This window comes from Falsiroseomonas ponticola, from assembly GCF_016805305.1.
Lineage (GTDB): Bacteria > Pseudomonadota > Alphaproteobacteria > Acetobacterales > Acetobacteraceae > Falsiroseomonas > Falsiroseomonas ponticola.
This window is the reverse complement of record NZ_JAERQN010000004.1, coordinates 281586-297303: the sequence shown is the minus strand read 5'-3', so window position 1 is coordinate 297303 and position 15718 is coordinate 281586. Positions and strand designations below refer to the sequence as shown.

At 70.6% G+C, this 15718-nt stretch carries 15 protein-coding genes; 5 read left to right on the top strand and 10 right to left on the bottom strand.

Translation table 11 applies throughout. The features are described 5' to 3' along the window. Window positions 1-202 precede the first annotated feature (202 nt). The gene (locus tag JJI54_RS14680) at window positions 203-1246 is read left to right on the top strand and encodes an Ldh family oxidoreductase (RefSeq protein WP_203073747.1); all 1044 of its coding nucleotides are present in this window, start codon (window positions 203-205) and stop codon (window positions 1244-1246) included. Further along, window positions 1243-2004 carry an MBL fold metallo-hydrolase gene (locus tag JJI54_RS14675; RefSeq protein WP_203073746.1) on the top strand — a complete coding sequence of 254 codons (762 nt, stop codon included), beginning with the start codon at window positions 1243-1245 and terminating at the stop codon, window positions 2002-2004. Before JJI54_RS14680 ends, JJI54_RS14675 begins: the two co-directional genes overlap by 4 nt. Here JJI54_RS14675 and JJI54_RS14670 read toward each other — a convergent pair. The 6 genes from JJI54_RS14670 to JJI54_RS14645 form a co-directional block, all read right to left on the bottom strand. Further along, a complete protein-coding gene (locus JJI54_RS14670) occupies window positions 1997-2821 on the bottom strand; it encodes an NAD-dependent epimerase/dehydratase family protein (RefSeq protein WP_203073745.1) in 825 nt (274 codons plus the stop codon). The two genes, JJI54_RS14675 and JJI54_RS14670, sit on opposite strands and share 8 nt — an antisense overlap. A gap of 1 nt (window position 2822) precedes the next feature. Then, complete coding sequence (locus JJI54_RS14665; RefSeq protein ID WP_203073744.1) at window positions 2823-3800, bottom strand: Bug family tripartite tricarboxylate transporter substrate binding protein; 978 nt, start codon at window positions 3798-3800, stop codon at window positions 2823-2825. Between the two features lie 38 nt (window positions 3801-3838). Beyond that, window positions 3839-4870 carry an Ldh family oxidoreductase gene (locus JJI54_RS14660; protein WP_203073743.1) on the bottom strand — a complete coding sequence of 344 codons (1032 nt, stop codon included), beginning with the start codon at window positions 4868-4870 and terminating at the stop codon, window positions 3839-3841. Further along, the gene (locus JJI54_RS14655) at window positions 4867-5982 is read right to left on the bottom strand and encodes a 4-oxalomesaconate tautomerase (protein ID WP_203073742.1); all 1116 of its coding nucleotides are present in this window, start codon (window positions 5980-5982) and stop codon (window positions 4867-4869) included. Before JJI54_RS14655 ends, JJI54_RS14660 begins: the two co-directional genes overlap by 4 nt. A gap of 8 nt (window positions 5983-5990) precedes the next feature. Then, the gene (locus tag JJI54_RS14650; RefSeq protein WP_203073741.1) at window positions 5991-7946 is read right to left on the bottom strand and encodes a tripartite tricarboxylate transporter permease; all 1956 of its coding nucleotides are present in this window, start codon (window positions 7944-7946) and stop codon (window positions 5991-5993) included. 63 nt (window positions 7947-8009) lie between these two features. Beyond that, window positions 8010-9128, bottom strand: coding sequence for a type 2 periplasmic-binding domain-containing protein (locus tag JJI54_RS14645; RefSeq protein ID WP_203073740.1), 1119 nt, complete (start codon window positions 9126-9128; stop codon window positions 8010-8012). Between the two features lie 187 nt (window positions 9129-9315). Here JJI54_RS14645 and JJI54_RS14640 point away from each other — a divergent pair, with 187 nt between their 5' ends. Next, window positions 9316-10284, top strand: coding sequence for a Bug family tripartite tricarboxylate transporter substrate binding protein (locus JJI54_RS14640; RefSeq protein WP_203073739.1), 969 nt, complete (start codon window positions 9316-9318; stop codon window positions 10282-10284). A 13-nt stretch (window positions 10285-10297) separates the two neighbouring features. Further along, window positions 10298-11080 (top strand): class II aldolase/adducin family protein, encoded by a 783-nt coding sequence (locus JJI54_RS14635; RefSeq protein WP_203073738.1) that lies wholly within the window; start codon window positions 10298-10300, stop codon window positions 11078-11080. A gap of 3 nt (window positions 11081-11083) precedes the next feature. On the opposite strand, the gene JJI54_RS14630 is transcribed toward JJI54_RS14635, so the two are convergent. The 3 genes from JJI54_RS14630 to JJI54_RS14620 form a co-directional block, all read right to left on the bottom strand. Beyond that, window positions 11084-12022, bottom strand: coding sequence for a LysR substrate-binding domain-containing protein (locus JJI54_RS14630; RefSeq protein ID WP_203073737.1), 939 nt, complete (start codon window positions 12020-12022; stop codon window positions 11084-11086). Between the two features lie 63 nt (window positions 12023-12085). Beyond that, window positions 12086-12835, bottom strand: a complete 750-nt coding sequence (locus tag JJI54_RS32725; RefSeq protein ID WP_203073736.1) for a GntR family transcriptional regulator — start codon at window positions 12833-12835, stop codon at window positions 12086-12088. Further along, window positions 12832-13545: a cysteine hydrolase family protein gene (locus JJI54_RS14620; RefSeq protein WP_203073735.1), complete on the bottom strand. Its 714-nt coding sequence runs from the start codon at window positions 13543-13545 to the stop codon at window positions 12832-12834. The genes JJI54_RS32725 and JJI54_RS14620 overlap by 4 nt, the downstream gene beginning before the upstream one ends. Window positions 13546-13675: 130 nt before the next feature. On the opposite strand from JJI54_RS14620, the gene JJI54_RS14615 reads away from it, so the two are divergent. Next, window positions 13676-14644, top strand: coding sequence for a Bug family tripartite tricarboxylate transporter substrate binding protein (locus JJI54_RS14615; RefSeq protein WP_203073734.1), 969 nt, complete (start codon window positions 13676-13678; stop codon window positions 14642-14644). A gap of 107 nt (window positions 14645-14751) precedes the next feature. Here the strand turns inward: JJI54_RS14615 and JJI54_RS14610 are convergent, their stop codons facing one another. After that, window positions 14752-15666: a polysaccharide deacetylase family protein gene (locus JJI54_RS14610; protein ID WP_318987512.1), complete on the bottom strand. Its 915-nt coding sequence runs from the start codon at window positions 15664-15666 to the stop codon at window positions 14752-14754. Window positions 15667-15718: the final 52 nt, after the last annotated feature.

Genomic DNA, 15718 nt, shown 5'->3' with positions numbered 1-15718 from the left:
TCTCCGGCGCCGCGCGGGATGGCGCGGCGGTCGGGCGGGTGATTAGACAGGCTCCGCGAAAGGCCGATGACGGATGGATGAAGCATCCGTGGCGGTTGCATGGCTGCCTTGACCCCGCCACGCCCCGGCAGGCTGGCGCCGGGGCGGCGGGCCGCCCATGATCCGCCCATGGGGATGGGGAACGATCAGGACGATGGCGGTGGTGCGGGCTGACGGCTTGCGTGACTTCGTGGCGGCGCTGTACCGCGCGGCCGGGCTGCCGGGGGATGATGCGGCCCTGGTGGCGGACAGCCTGGTGAAGGCGGATCTCTGGGGCCATTCCTCCCACGGCGTGATGCGCGCGCCCTGGTACCTGGACCGCATCCGTACCGGCGTGATGAAGGCGCGGACGCAGGCCGAATACCTGGTGGATGGCGGCGCCATCGCCGTGCTGCACGGGCATGACGGCGTCGGCCAGGTGATCGCGAAGCAGGCGATGGACAGCGCCATCGACCGGGCGCGGAAGCATGGCGTGGGCATCGTCTCCGTGCGGGAGAGCAACCACCACGGGGCGCTCGGCTACTTCACGCGCATGGCGGCGGCGCAGGGCTGCATCGGCATGCTGGTCGCCAATGGCAGCCCGGCCATGGCGCCCTGGGGCGGGCGGAAGAAGGTGGTGGGGAACAACCCCTGGTCCATCGCGGCGCCGGCGGGGCGGCATGCGCCGATGATGCTGGACATCGCCAATACCAGCGTGGCGCGCGGCAAGATCTTCCTGGCGCGGCAGAAGGGCCAGCCGATTCCCGATTCATGGGCGCTGGACAAGGAAGGCCGCCGCACGACGGACCCGGTGGCGGCGCTGGAAGGCGTGATCCAGCCGATGGCGGAGCACAAGGGCTACGCCATCTCCGCCATGATGGATGTGCTGGCGGGCGCGCTGTCCGGCAGCGGGATGCTGACGGAGGTGGCCGGCCCCTACCAGGCGGAGAAGCGCAGCCGCAGCGGCCATTTCGTGATGGCGCTGAACATCGCCGCCTTCGGCCTGCTGCCGGTCTTCGAGGACCGGATCGAGCGCATGATCGCGGAGATGAAGGCCGCGCCGCGCGCGGATGGGGTGGAGGAGATCTTCTACCCCGGCGAGATCGAGGCACGGAACGAGGCGAAGCATCTGGCGCAGGGCATCGACCTGCCGGAGAACACGGTGCTGGATCTGCGCCAGGCCGCGACGCATTGGGGCGTCGCCGCCCCGGAGGAGCTGATGGCATGAGCTGGACCGTCGAGACGCTGATCCAGGGCTATCCCGGCAAATCCAAGCAGCAGGGCGGGCTTGGCTTCAGCACCGTGGCGCTGGCGCGCGGACCCGGTGGCCGCATCGCCGTGCTGGATACCGGGCGCAGCGGCGCGCGCCGCCTGATCCTCGACCGGCTGAAGGCGGTGGGCGTGGCGGCGGAGGCGGTGACCGACGTGCTGGTCACGCATCTGCACTACGACCATGTCGAGAACTGGCCGATGTTCCGCAACGCGCTGATCCATGTGCCAGGCGCGGAACTGGACTACGCGCTGCGCCAGCCCGAAGGCGCGCCGCTCTGGCCGGAATTCTGCCTCCGCGCGCTGGCGGAGAACCCGCGCATGCGGCGGCTGGCGGAAGGGGAGACGGGCGTGCCCGGCATCACCTGCTTCGAGGCGCCTGGCCATTCGCCGTACCACCTGGTCTTCGTGCTGGAGGGTGCGGCGCGCACCATCTTCTCCGCCGACGTCGCCAAGAACCGCGCGGAGCTGGCGACCGGGGTGGCGGACATGACGATGGATGCCGGGGTCCACCGCGCCTCCATCGCGCGGCTGAACGCGGTGTGGCGGGAGAAGCCGGGCACGGTGCTGCTGCCCGGCCATGACGTCGCGCTGCGCATCGGCGCCGATGGGCAGCCCGAGGCGATGGAGGCCCGGGTGCTGGAGATCCAGGCCTGGTTCGGCGCCTCGCTCGATGACGTGACGAGGTTCGACGTGACGGAGCGCGGCGCTAGCTGATCCGGTCGGCGTCGCCCGTGAAGCCGTATTCGCAGACGACGCCGCCATGGAAGCGCGCGGCGACGCTGCCGGCGGGCGGGCGCTTGTCCGCGAGTTCCGCGGCATAGGGTTCAGCATCGTCCTTCGGCCACCAGCCCAGCGCGGCGCGCGCGGCCTCGTCCTTGCCCCATAGCGCGCGGCGATTGGCGGAGACGCCATAGACGACGAGGAAGTGGAAGGGCGCGGCATCGACCGCGGCGCGGGCCAGGCCCGCCATGTCACCATGGCTGATCCAGCCGCCGAGTTCGCGCGCATTGCCGGGCCGCGCGCGGAAGGCGCCGATGCGGAGGCAGGCGACCTCGATCCCATGCTTGTCGGCGTAGAGACGGCCGAGCGTCTCCCCCCACACCTTGCTGGCGCCGTACTGGCCGGAGGGGCGGGGCCGTTCCTCCGTACCGACCAGCGCATCGGCGGGGTGGAAGCCGATGGTGTGGTTGGAACTGGCGAAGATGAAGCGCTTCACGCCGTTCTCCCGCGCGGCCTCGAAGACCGCGTGGCAGGCGATGACGTTGGCGCGCAGGATGTCAGCGGCTGTGCCGCCGGTCTCGCGCGGGATGCCGGCGAGGTGGATGAGGCAATCGACGTCACGCGTCGCGTCCAGCGCGACGCCGGGCTCCGCCAGGTCACCCCGCATCACCTCCTCACCGGGCGCGGCATCGGCGATGGGGCGGATGTCGTGCCAGCGGAGGTTGGAGGCGGCGCCGCGGAGCGCGGGGCGGATGACGCTGCCGATCTCCCCGGCCGCGCCGGTGACGAGAAGGCGGTTCCAGCGCGGCATCTCAGCTTTCCACCGTGATCTTCGCCTCATCCACGATGCGGCCGAACTTCGTGGCCTCATTCGTCACGAAGGCCTGCGATTCTGCGAGGTTCATGGACTGCACCAGCAGGCCCTGGCCCTCGAACCGGCCGCGCAGCTCCGGGTCGCGCACCGCGGCCGCGACCACCTCGTGCAGCCGCTGCATGATGGGGTCCGGCACCCCGGCGGGGGCGAAGACGCCGAAGAAGTTCACGAGTTCATAGGCCGCGAGCGGCGCGTATTCGGAGACGGAGGGGCTGTCCGGCAGCTGCGGCATCCGTTCCTTGCTGGTGACCGCCATGGCCCTGATGCGGCCTTCCCGGATCAGCGGCAGGCCGGAGGCGAGGCTGTTGTAGCCGAACTGCACCTGGCCGCCGGCGATATCGATCACCGCCTGGCCCGATCCGCGATAGGGCACGTGCACGGTCTGGATGCCCGCCATGTAGTCGAACAGCGCACCCGCCAGGTGCTGCGGATTGCCGATGCCGGAGGAGGAGTAGGAGAGCCGCCCGGGATTCGCCTTGGCGTAGGTGACCAGCTGCTCCACCGTGCCGAAGGGCGCCTGCGGGTTCACCATCAGCACGTTCGGCACCTTCACCACGACCATCACCGCGCGGATGTCGCGCATCGGGTCGTAGGTCATGCGGCCGCGGAACAGGTGCTGGTTGATCGCCGTCTCCCCGGCGCCGCCGAGCATCAGCGTGTAGCCATCCGGCGCGGCGGTCGCGAGCGCCTGGGCGGCGATCATGCCGCTGGCGCCGGTGCGGTTCTCCACCACCACGGGCTGGCCGAGCGCGTTGCGGAGCGGGTCCGCCAGCAGGCGGGCCGAGATGTCCTGCCCGCCGCCGGCGGCATAGGGCACCAGCAGGCGGATCGGGCGGTTGGGGTAGCCGCCCTGGCCGAGGGCAGGCGCCGCCAGCGCCGTCGTGGCGCTGGCCAGCAGGATGCGGCGCGTCAGCATGGTTCGTTTCCTCCCTTTGGTGGCGGGCGTCGCGCCGTTCAGGCTTCGCTCGCCAGTTCCCGCAGCTTCACCAGGTCGGCGCTCGCCACCCGCACGCCCTGCGCGCGGCTTCGGTGCAGCAGCTGCATCTCCCGCTCCCCCGGCAGCAGCACGGGGCGGGTGGCGTCGGCGGGCGGCGTGGTGTGGATGATGTCGATGAAGTCGGCCATGCGGGCCTTCAGCACCTCCACCGGCGCCAGCCTGGTGGCATCGATGGCGATGAAGACGTGGCCCAGGTCCTGCGCCACCTCCGGCGTCTTGTCCCAGGCCCGCACGCGGGTGAGGTAGGAGGCGCCGGAGAGCAGGCCGGCCAGCAGATCGACCATCACCGCCAGGCCATAGCCCTTGTGCCCGCCGACCGGCAGCAGGAAGCCGGCCAGCGCCGCCTTCGGATCGGTGGTGGGCCTGCCATCGGCATCCGTGGCCCAGCCTTCCGGCATGGGCTGGCCGGAGGCGGCGAGGCTGCGGATCTTGGCGCGCGCGGCGACGGACAGCGCCATGTCCAGCAGCACGGGATCGCCGCCGGGATTGGGGATGCCGATGCCGATCGGGTTGTTGCCGAGCCGCGTATCCTTGCCACCCCAGGGCGCGATGGTGGTGGTGGCGTTGCTGGCGATCAGCGTTGCGAAGCCCTGTTCCGCGGCCATCATGGCGTAGGGGGCGATGGGGCCGAAATGGTTGCTGGCGCGGGCGAAGGCGGCGCCGATGCCGCAGGCGCGCGCACCCTCCAGCGCCGCCTCCAGCGCCTTCATGCCGACCAGCGGGCCGATGCCGTTGCGGCCATCCACCATGGCCAGGGCGGGCATTACGCGTTCCACCTGCACCCCGGCCGCCGCATCGATGCCGCCGACCTTCACGCGGCCGAGATACTGCGGCACGCGGCTGATGCCATGCGTGGACAGGCCGAAGAGATCCGCCAGCACCAGCACGCGCGCGGCCAGCGCCGCTTCCTCCTCCCGCATCCCGCCCGCGGCGAGCGCGCGGGTGGCGAGCGAACGCAGCGCGTCTTCCGTGATGGTGGCGTCCGTCACGCGCCGTGTCCCGCCCAGACCCGCGCGGGGATATAGACCTCCCCCTTCATGATGCGGCGCGCGGTGCGCAGCGTGCCGCCGCCGAGGATGGTGGCGCTGCCATCCGCCGCGGTGCCGGTGGTGATGACGGCATCCATGACGCCGGAGGGATGTTCGATGGTGACGTTCTCCCGCGCCTCGCTGTTCACCACGGCGATGCCTTCCGCCACCGTGCCCGGCAGCTTGCAGGCGCTGGCGATGCAGATGCCGCCGGTGACGGCCATGGCTTCATGCAGCGCGAGCGGCGTGAAGTAGCGCGCGGCGACGCCGGTGCCGCCCTTGGGTTCGCCGACGATCGCGAATTTCGGGATCACGCGCCCTTCCGCATCGCCCATGCCCATGGCGAGGCTGGCGGCACGGCGGATGCGCTCGATCCGCGCCATGAAATCCTTGTCGCCATCGAGGTCCGCGCTGCTTTCATGCCCCGTCTTGCCGAGGTCCCGCGCGCGGGCGATGACGACGGGCATGGCGACGTCGAGGCAGGTGACTTCCACGCCCTCGATCACATCCTTCGGGTTGCCGGTGGGCATCAGCTTGCCGGTGGAGCCGCCGACGGCATCCGCGAAGTTCAGCACGATGGGCGCGGCGGTGCCGGGGACGCCGGCGATGGCGGTATCCCCATCATAGGTCACGCGGCCGCCGGGGGTCTGGACCACGGCCTCGATCAGCGCGCCGGTGTTGACGGCTCGGATCAGCACCTTCGTCTCCCCGTCCTCGGCCGGGACCAGGCCATTCTCGATCGCGAAGGGGCCGATGCCGGCGAGCATGTTGCCGCAGGTGGGGCCCCAATCCACGAAATCCTTGTCCACATTCACCTGGGCGAAGAGGTAGTCCACCTGCTGGGGCTGGCCGGGCTCCGCCTTGCTCACCATCACCGTCTTGCTGGTGAGGGTGGTCGCGCCGCCGAGGCCGTTGATCTGCCGCGCATCGGGGGAGCCCATCACGGCCTGCAGCACGCGGCCCGCCGTCTCCCGGTCCGCGGGCAGGTCGCTGCGCAGGAAATAGGGGCCGCGGCTGGTGCCGCCGCGCATGAAGGTGCAGGGGATCGCAGTCTGGAGAACGGGTTTCGTCATCGGAGCCTTCATCGGAGCGGCCAGGGCAGGTCGATCATGGATTGCAGCAGGCCATTGGGGAAGTCGAGCACGAGGATATCCGCCACCGCCACAAGGCCGCCATTGGCGATGGCGGTCAGCACCAGCGTCTTGGTCCAGCTGCATTTCGCGGCGTGGCGCAGGAAGGCCAGGAAGAAGACGATGCTGGCGATCAGGAAGCCGACCAGGGCGGAGCCCAGGATCAGGCCCGCGAACCAGAAGAGGTAGGTCCAGAAGCCGCCCTGGCTTTCATCCGAACCTTCCTCCCCGTCATGCAGCAGGGACCCCGGATCCTTCGCGAAGGCGAGCTTGAGCGCGATAGGGATGCTGATGACCAGCATCGCCGCCGCGACCATGCCGGGGAAGACGGCGCCGAGGAAGCTGTGCTTCGTGGCGTCCAGCAGCACGGCCGCGAAGATGGCAACGGGGACGAGGGCGAAGATCGCCTGCGGCCGCGCCTGGCCGCGCTTGTCGCTCTCGTCATCCGTATCGGCCAGGCGCCGCTGGCGGGCGCCGATGAAGACGAACAACGCGATCATGGCGGCGATGATCAGCACGCCAGGCCGTTCCACGAAGCTCCAGCCATAGAACTGCACGGCCTGGTAGAGGTAGGTCTCCATCGGCTGGGCGAGGACGAAGCCCACCACGAAGGGCGGCCGCGGCCAGCCGAAGCGGCGCATGAACAGGCCGAGCACGCCGACCGCCAGCAGCAGGTAGAGATCCGCCGCGTCCCGGCTGGTGTTGAAGGCGCCGAAGCAGACGATCATCACCATGAAGGGCGCGATCAGCCCGAAGCGGATCGTCGTCAGCTTCGCGATCAGCGGCGAGGTGACGAAGCAGAGCCCCGTGCCCATGACGTTGGCGATCGCCAGCGACCAGATGATGGCGTAGGTCAGGTCGAGCCGCTCGCCGACGAGTTGCGGCCCGGCCTCGATCCCGATCAGCGTCATGCCGCCGAGGAAGACGGCCATGGAGCCGGAGGAGGGGATGCCGAAGAACAGCGTCGGCACCAGCGCGCCGCCCTCCCGCGCGTTGTTGGAGGCTTCGACGGCGATGACGCCGCGGACATCGCCCTTGCCGAACTGGCCGTTCTTCTCCGTCTGCACGGCATGGCCATAGACGATCCAGTCCGTCACGCTGCCGCCAAGCCCCGGGATGGCGCCGAGCAGGCTGCCGATGGTGGAGGTGCGCAGCAGCAGCCACCAATGCGTCGCGATGTCGCGCAGCCCCGCCATCCAGCCTTTCCCCAACTCCGCCGTCTTGGAGATGGTGCCGCCGCCGCGGGCAAGGTCCACGATCTCCGGCAGCGCGAAGATGGCCAGCACGAGGACGGGCAGGGGTAGGCCGTCACTCAGGTAGAGCGTGCCGAAATCGAGGCGATATTCCGCGGTGGCGGGCGCCGATCCGATGGTGCCGAGCGCGAGGCCGAGGCCGCAGGCCACCAACCCCTTGCCGAAGCTGCGCCCCGCCAGCACGCCCACCATGGACAGGCCGAGCACGGCCAGCATGAACAGCTCCGCCGTGCCCAGCGCCAGGATCAGCGGGCGCGCGACCAGCACCGCGCAGCTCAGGATCACCGCGCCGACCAGGCCGCCGATCATGGAAGCGATGAAGCTGGCGGACAAAGCGCGCGCGGCTTCCCCCCGCCTGGCCATCGGGAAGCCGTCCAGGATGGTTGCCTGGCTGGCGGAGGAGCCGGGGATGCCCATCAGGATGGAACTATAGGTATCCGCCGTCGCCGCCACGGCGACGAGCCCCGTCAGCATCGCCAGCGCGGAGACCTGGTCCAGCCCGTAGATGAAGGGCAGCACGAGGGAGAGGCCCGCCAGGCCGCCGAGGGCCGGCAGCACGCCGATCGCGTAGCCGATGGCGACGCCGAGCGCCATGTAGGCCAGCCGGTCGGGACTCGACAGCTGCACGAGGGCGGAGAGCAGGGCTTCGATCATCGCGCGTCATCCATCCAGGCAAGGCGATCGGGCCCGCACCGGCGATGCGGGCCCCGTTGCGCGCTATTCGCGACCGAGCGTGTGGTTGAAGCGGCGCTGCAGCCAGTCCCGCGTCCATTGCCGGACCTCCGGCGCCATGGTGGTGGCGGCGGCATAGGCGCGGTCGGCGGGCTCGCCGACCGTCTCGTTGTACTCGCCGATCACGGGGCCGCGCTTCTCCCGGTATTCGGCATCGGCGATCGTCTTGCGGAAGGCCTCCTTGTAGGCGTTCACCAGGTTGGCCGGCGTGGATTTCGGCAGCACGACGAATTTCTGCGCGCCGAAGCCGGCGACGAAGAGCGCCTTCCAGGCTTCCCAGGCGGGGCCGGAGGGGGCGCGGCCCGTCGCGGCCTGCAGGAATTCCGCGAAGTGCGGAAGGTCCGGGAAATTGCTGTCGCGAACGAGTTCGCCGGCATCGTTCAGGCTGCCCCAGCTGCATAGCGGCACGGCCTTGCCCTCCCGCACCAGGGGCATGACCTGGGAGATGTAGGCGGAGCTGGTCTGGTAATCGATCGGCGTCTCGCCGCGTTCGAAGGCCAGCCGCCCCTGGCCGCGGCCCTGCATGCCCATCACCACCTGCACGTCGATGCCCAGCAGCTCGAAGGCCAGCGCCGGCACCATGTCGAGCGAGGTCGGCCCCTGGCTGCCGAATTTCAGGCCCGTCGTCGCGCGCAGCTTCGCGATGTCGCCAGGCCCGCGCACGCCGACCTCCGGCCGGATGTAGAGGACGCCGCCGGTGGGGGAGGCCAGGACCGGCACCCAGTTCGCGTAGTCGTAGCGCACGCGCGGATCGCCGAGCAGGAAGGGGAACTGGATGGAGGCGGTGGTGCCGAGGATGGTGAGCCCATCCGGCCGCGCCCTTGCGGCGAACTGGTTGGTGCCGTTGATGCCGCCGCCGCCGGTGATGTTGCGGACGACGATGGTGGGGTTGCCCGCCATGTGGCGGTTGAGGAAGGGCAGGTGGAAGCGCGCCCAGGTATCGGACCCGCCGCCCACCGACATGGGGATGATCCATTCGATGGTGCGGCCGGCGAAATCCTGGGCCCGCGCCGCGCCCGGCAGCGCCGCCGCCACCCCAAGCCCGGCGCCGAGGCGGATGAGGTCGCGGCGTCCGGCGTTCATCACGCCCTCGCGGTCAGCCATGGTCGCTTTCTCCCCAGATATGGCGAGTTTGTCCCGCCTGATGGGAAAGATAGAACCCTTTTGGCGACGGACGCAAAACCCCCCGCCGTCACGCCTGCATTAGCGGGCGGGGTGACGGGGTTGCCGCCGCCATGCAACATGCGCCGCAAGAGGCGCGGTCCACCGCGCCCGCCAAGGAGGAAACACCATGCAACGCAGGCAGGTCCTGCTCTACGCCGGGGGCGCGCTGCTGGCGCCCTCCGTCCTGCGCGCCCAGGAAGCCTGGCCGGTGCGCCAGGTCCGCATCATCATCCCCTTCGCCGCCGGCGGCCCGCAGGACGTGCCGGCGCGCATCATCGCGGACCGTCTGAGCCGGCGGATGGGCGCCACCTTCATCGTGGAGAACCGGCCCGGCGTCGGCGGCGGGCTCGGCGCGCAGGCGGTGGCGCGGAGCGAGCCGGATGGCGCGACGCTGCTCTTCATCTCCTCCTCCATCGCCATCCTGCCGACCTTGCAGGCGCAGTTGAACTTCGACCCGCTGCGGGACCTGGCGCCGCTGACGGTGGTGTGCGACGTGCCGGCCGGGCTGATGGTGCGCGCCGACAGCCGCTTCGCCGACCTGCCCGCGCTGATCGCGGCGGCACGCGCGGCGCCGGGGCGGCTGACCTATGGCTCGGGCGGCGTCGGTTCGGCCAACCACCTGGCGGCGGCGCAGTTCGGGGCGCTCGCGAATATCGACATCACCCATGTGCCCTATCGCGGCGTTAGCCAGGCGGTGAATGCGATCTATACGGGGGAGATCGACTTCGTCTTCGGCAGCACGGTGGAGGTGCTGGCGCATTACCGCCAGGGCCGCGCGCGGCTGCTGGGCATGACGATGCCGGCGCGCGTTCCGGCCGTGCCGGAGATCCCGGCCATCGCGGAATTCGTGCCCGGCTATGCCGCGCCCAACTGGTTCGCGATGTTCGCGCCGAAGGGGATGCCCGATGCCTTGATGGGCCGGCTGGTGGCGGAGCTGACGGCGATGCGAAGTGACGAGGACCTGCTGAACCGCCTCAACACCGCCGCCGCCATCGTGCGCATGGATGGCCCGGCCGCGCTGACCGCGCAGCTGACCGCCGAGATCCCCCGCTGGCGCGACGTGATCCAGCGTGCCGGCATCCGCGGCGATTCCTGAAGGACAGACGAGAATGACCCAGTTCGGACCGCTCGAGATCGCGCCCATCCAGGCTTCCGTCAGCGACGCGGAATGGAAGGCGCGGCTCGACCTCGCCGCGGCCTACCGGCTCTGCGACGGCTACGGCATGTCGGACATGATCTACACCCACATCTCCGCCCGCGTGCCCGATGCGCCGGACCAGTTCCTGATCAACCCGAACGGCATGCTGTTCGGGGAGATCACGGCATCCTCACTGCTGAAGGTCACGATCGAGGGCGAGGTCCTCTACAAGCCGGAACTGCCCTATGGGCTGCACAAGGCCGGCTTCACCATCCACAGCGCGCTGTACCGCGCGCGGCCGGATGCGATGGCGGCGATGCACACGCACACCATCGCGGGCATGGCGGTCTCCGCGCTGAAATGCGGGCTGCTGCCGCTGACGCAGACGGCGACGCGCTTCTATGGCCGGGTCGCCTACCACGATTTCCGGGGGCCGGAGCGCGATCCCTCCGAGCGCGACCTGCTGGCGAAGAGCATCGGCGAGAAGAACTACTGCATCCTCAAGAACCACGGCCTGCTGACGCTGGGGGAGAGCGTGCCGGAGGCCTTCATCGCGATGTGGGGCATGGAGCGTGCCTGCCAGGCACAGCTCGCCGCCATGGCCTGCAACACGGAACTCGAGATGCCATCCCCGGAGGTCGTGGCGAAATCCTGCGCGGCCTATGACCTCTCGGCGTCCCGCCGCTACGGGCTGCTGGAATGGCCGGGGCTGCTGCGGAAGCTGGACCAGGCCGACAGCAGCTGGCGGCAGTAGCGGTCAGGCCAGCGTCGCCGCCACCTTCACCGCGCTCTGCTCCGCCAGGATCTGCTGCACGGCCTGGCGGAGCAGCCGCACGTCGCGGATGCGGCTGAAGCCCGGGCGGTGGAACAGCGCCACGTCGCGGGAGATGCTGCCATCGCCGATGCGGCGATAGGCGACCATGTCATCCAGCAGCGCGCCGACCTGCACGGCGAGCTGCGGCAGCAGCGAAACGCCGACGCCGGCGGCGATCATCTGGCGAAGCGTCTCCAGGCTCGCGGCCTGCAATTCGGGACGGTCCACGGACAGGCGCTCGGCGTAGAAGGCCAGGGCGTGTTCGCGCAGGCAATGGCCCTCGCTCATCAGGATCAGGTCCTGCACGGGCACATCCTCCCGCCGCACCGCCTCCACGCGGGCGAGCGCATGGTCGCGCGGGACGGCCAGGACGAATTCCTCCCGGAACAGCTTGAGTTCCGTCAGCTCGGGGCCGGGGAGGGGGGAGGCGGCGAGGATGGCGTCGAGTTCGCCTTCCTCCACCTGGCGGGCAAGCTGCCGGGTATAGCCCTCCGACAGCAGCAGCCGCAGATGCGGGAAGCGGGCGCGCAGCGGCTTCAACAGGAAGGGGACGAGGTAGGGGCCGAGGGTGGCGATGACGCCGAGGCGGAAAGTGCCCTCCAGCGGCGCATTGCCGGCGGCCGCGACCTCGAACAGCCTTCGCGCTTCCGCCACCACCAGGCGGGCCTGGGCCACCACCTCCGCGCCGCGGGATGTCACCAGCACGCCACGCGGCGCGCGTTCGAAGACCTCGATCTTCAGCAGCTCCTCCACCTTGCGGATCTGGGCGGAGAGGGTGGGCTGGCTGACGGCGCAGGCCTGGGCGGCGCGGCCGAAGCTCAGATGCTCCGCCACGGCCAGCAGGTATTCCAGGTCACGCAGCGACAGGCCGGCGAGGGTCATGGCGGGTCCCGGATGAATCGGGGCGCAGTATCGCCCTGTCAGCGCGAAGGTCCAGGCCCGTTGTCACTCCGGCGATGACAGGCGGATGGCGTAGGCGAAGCGGGGCGAGGCCGCGTGCAGGTTCACCGTGGCTTCCAGCAGCAGCGCCTTCGGCCCGTAGAAGCGGCGCACGATGCGGAGCCCCGGCGTGCCGGCGCGCACGCCCAGCGCATGGGCGGCGGCGCGGGGCAGGGACAGGGCCGCGATCTCCTGCCGCATGTCCACCACGGGGATCTTCCACTGCCGTTCGATCAGGCGGTAGATCGGCGTGCGGCCGACCTCCGGCCGTTCGGCGGCGGCGGCGAAGGGGGCGGGGACGAACATCTCCACCGCCGCCAGCGGCGTCGGGTCCGTGCCGGCGGCGGTGCGGATGCCGGTGATGCGCGCCATCTCCACCCCCGCGCCATCACCGAGCAGCGCGCCGAGCGCGGGGTCCACCACCAGGCGGTCGCGCTTCGTCACCGTCAGCTGCGTCGGGCCGCCATAGCCCATGAGGTCGGCGAGGGACCGCACCGCCATCTCATAGGTCGGGCGCGGGCGGCGGGCGGTGACGCGGGTGCCCACGCCATGCACGGGCTCCACCAAGCCCTGGTCGCGCAGGCGCCGCAGCGCTTCCCGCACCGTGGCGCGGCTGACGCCATGCGTCTCCGCCAGCTTCGCCTCGGTGGGCAGGTTCTCCCCGATCGCGGGCTGGCCGGCGGCGATGCCGGCGGCAAGCGTCTCCGCCAGCGCGGCGTAGCGCGGGCCGAGGCGGGGCGGTGCGCGGCGGCTCATGCGGGGGCCGTCCCGTCCCGCAGCGTGCCGAGCCAGGCCAGCACCTCCTCCATCGGCAGGACATCGGCGAATTGCCGGTCCATGTCGAACAGCGCGATGGCGTGGGAGATGGGGATGCGGTCGAAGACGGCTTCCTGCGGCACGATGGCGCGCAGGTTGTAGGAGGCGGCGTCGAAGACCGTCGCCTGCACGCAGTTGCTGGTGGCGCCACCGGTGACGATGACGGTGTCGATGCCGCGATCGATCAGGTAGCCCAGCAATGGCGTGCCGTGGAAAGCGGAGGGCTTCTTCTTCACGAAGACCAGGTCGCGGGCGTGGGGCTCCATCCCCTCCGCCAGTTCGGCGCCGCGCGTGCCGGCCAGGCACCAATGCGGGCTCTGGAGCAGGTCGCGCTTCCGGCCATAGACGCCGATGTCGCGTCCTTCGGGATCGAGTTCGAAGCGCGTGAAGATGCAGGGCGCGCCGGCCTGCTGCGCGGCGCGGACCACCTGCGCGGCGGCGGCCAGCGATGCGCGGCCGATGGCGCCGCAGGAGGAGGGCCAGGCGGCGTCATCACCCTCCGCCCCCACCATGTAGCGCTGCGCATCGATGACGAGGACCGCCGCGCGACGCCCGAAGCCCATGCGACGGCCGAAGCGCCCCTTGGACAGGACGGCGCGATCGGCGTCCGTGAGGAAAACGTCCCAGGGGCGTGCGGTGTCACTCGGCATGCGGGTCCTCCTGCCTGCGGCGTTGACCCCGGGGGGCGGTGCCGCATAGCCTTGTCCGGACAACATGATAACCGAGGGCGCCGCGCATCGCGAGCGGCGCATCCGGACATCAGCCGAGGGAAACGGACCGATGATGCGACGCAGGACGGTGCTGGCCGGCGGCATGGCGGGGCTTTCCCTGCCGGCGCTGGCACAGGGCAGCGATTGGCCCAACCGCCAGGTGCGGATCGTCTCCCCCTTTCCGCCCGGCGGCGCCGCGGACCTGACGGCGCGGATGGTGGCGGAGGAATTGTCCGGCGCCCTGCGCCAGACCGTCTTCGTCGAGAATCGCGTGGGCGCCGGCGGCGCCATCGGCACGGAGCATGCGGCGCGCAGCACGCCGGATGGCTATACCTTCCTGCTGGCCAGCACGGGTCCCTTCGCGATCAATCCCGGCCTGTTCAGGCTGAACATCGACCCGTCGCGGGACCTGACACCTGTTGCGATGGTGGCGATCGTGCCCTCCATCTTCATCGTGAACGCCGCGGTGCCGGCACGGACGATGACGGAGCTGCTGGCGCTGGCCAAGGCGCAGCCCGGCGCGCTGTCCTACGCCAGCGGTGGCAACGGCACGGCGCAGCACCTGTTCGGCGAATTGCTGAAGCAGATGGCGGGCGTGGATATCCAGCACATCCCCTATCGCGGCGGCGGGCCGGCCATGACGGACACCATCGCGGGGCGCGTGCAGATCCTGTGCGACACCTTGCCGCTGGCGCTGCCGCATGTGCGGGAAGGCCGCGTGCGGGCGCTGGCGGTGACGACGGCCACGCGCAACCAGGCGCTGCCGGAGATCCCGACCGTCGCGGAATCGGGCGTGCCGGGCTACGAGGCCACGGGCTGGTACGGCATCGCGGCGCCGACCGGCACGCCGGCCGCGATGATCGAGCGCGTGAACAGCGAGATCAACGCGCTGCTGGCCCGCCCTGCCTTCCGCGAGAAGCTGCTGGCGCAGGGTTCCGATCCCGCGCCGATGACGCCGGCGGCCTTCGGCGCGCTGATCGAGCGTGACCGCGCGCGCTGGACCCGGGTGATCCGGGAAGCGAACATCCGGCCGGATTGAGAAAGGCGGTCGCCCCCGGCGACCGAGGCCGCGAACGCGGCCCGCCGCTTATGCGGCGAGCCAAGCGCGCGGAGCGCGCGCCCGGCGCTTGAGGGCGGGCAAAGCCCTTACTCGTTCAGGCCGCGGCCGGGATAGGGATGCGTCTGGACCCAGTGGCGGGCGATGTCGATCCGCCGCGTGATCCAGACGCCCGGCTTCGCTGCCATGTGGTCCAGCAGGCGATGCAGGCCGGCGGCGCGGGCGGGCTGGCCGGTGATGCGGGAATGCAGGCCGACCGACATCATCACCGGCCGCCCCACCGCGCCTTCGGCGTAGAGCACGTCGAAATGGTCGCGGCAGAAATGGAACCAGTCGTCGGAGGTGGTCGCCGCGCCGAAGTGGCGCGCGTCATTCGTCGTCATGGTGTAGGGCACGACGAGATGCGGGTTGCCTTGCACTGTCACCCAATGCGGCAATTCGTCGCCGTAATAGTCGCTGTCGTAGAGGAAGCCGCCATGCTCCGCCACCAGGCGGCGCGTGTTCACGCTGGGTCCGTAGCGGCAATACCAGCCTTCCGGCGTCATGCCCGTGGTGGCCTTGAAGCTCGCGACGGCGCGGGCGATCTGCGACCGTTCCTCCGCTTCGTCCATCTCGTAATGCTTCACCCAGCGCCAGCCATGGCTGCAGATGTCCATGCCGCTGTCGCGGATCGCCTCCGCGATCGGCCGGTTGCGTTCCAGCGCCAGGGCGCAGGCGAAGAAGGTGAGGGGGAGCTTCCGTTCCTCGAAGGCGCGGAGGATGCGCCAGAAGCCGGCGCGGCTGCCGTATTCGAACATGCCCTCCGCCGCCAGGTCGCGGCCGCGGGGAATCTGCGCGCGGGCGGCGGCTTCGGTCAGGTTGTTCTCGGTGAAGCCCTCGCCATCCTGCACGGAGGGTTCGGAGCCTTCCTCGACATTCAGGACGAAGTTCACGGCGATGCGCGCGCCATCCGGCCAGCGCGGATCGGGCGTGTGGCGGCCATAGCCGACGAAGTCGCGCTTCACCTCGTAGTGCATCCTGCCCTCGCATTGACCCCGTGAGGGGCCGCGCCTACCG

What these genes read in the sequence shown, in the direction of transcription:
- JJI54_RS14675 (WP_203073746.1), top strand. Translation starts at nt 1,243, where the DNA reads ATGAGCTGGACCGTCGAGACGCTGATCCAGGGCTATCCCGGCAAATCC.
- JJI54_RS14670 (WP_203073745.1), bottom strand. Translation starts at nt 2,821, where the DNA reads ATGCCGCGCTGGAACCGCCTTCTCGTCACCGGCGCGGCCGGGGAGATC.
- JJI54_RS14665 (WP_203073744.1), bottom strand. Translation starts at nt 3,800, where the DNA reads ATGCTGACGCGCCGCATCCTGCTGGCCAGCGCCACGACGGCGCTGGCG.
- JJI54_RS14655 (WP_203073742.1), bottom strand. Translation starts at nt 5,982, where the DNA reads ATGACGAAACCCGTTCTCCAGACTGCGATCCCCTGCACCTTCATGCGC.
- JJI54_RS14650 (WP_203073741.1), bottom strand. Translation starts at nt 7,946, where the DNA reads ATGATCGAAGCCCTGCTCTCCGCCCTCGTGCAGCTGTCGAGTCCCGAC.
- JJI54_RS14645 (WP_203073740.1), bottom strand. Translation starts at nt 9,128, where the DNA reads ATGGCTGACCGCGAGGGCGTGATGAACGCCGGACGCCGCGACCTCATC.
- JJI54_RS14640 (WP_203073739.1), top strand. Translation starts at nt 9,316, where the DNA reads ATGCAACGCAGGCAGGTCCTGCTCTACGCCGGGGGCGCGCTGCTGGCG.
- JJI54_RS14635 (WP_203073738.1), top strand. Translation starts at nt 10,298, where the DNA reads ATGACCCAGTTCGGACCGCTCGAGATCGCGCCCATCCAGGCTTCCGTC.
- JJI54_RS14630 (WP_203073737.1), bottom strand. Translation starts at nt 12,022, where the DNA reads ATGACCCTCGCCGGCCTGTCGCTGCGTGACCTGGAATACCTGCTGGCC.
- JJI54_RS32725 (WP_203073736.1), bottom strand. Translation starts at nt 12,835, where the DNA reads ATGAGCCGCCGCGCACCGCCCCGCCTCGGCCCGCGCTACGCCGCGCTG.
- JJI54_RS14620 (WP_203073735.1), bottom strand. Translation starts at nt 13,545, where the DNA reads ATGCCGAGTGACACCGCACGCCCCTGGGACGTTTTCCTCACGGACGCC.
- JJI54_RS14615 (WP_203073734.1), top strand. Translation starts at nt 13,676, where the DNA reads ATGATGCGACGCAGGACGGTGCTGGCCGGCGGCATGGCGGGGCTTTCC.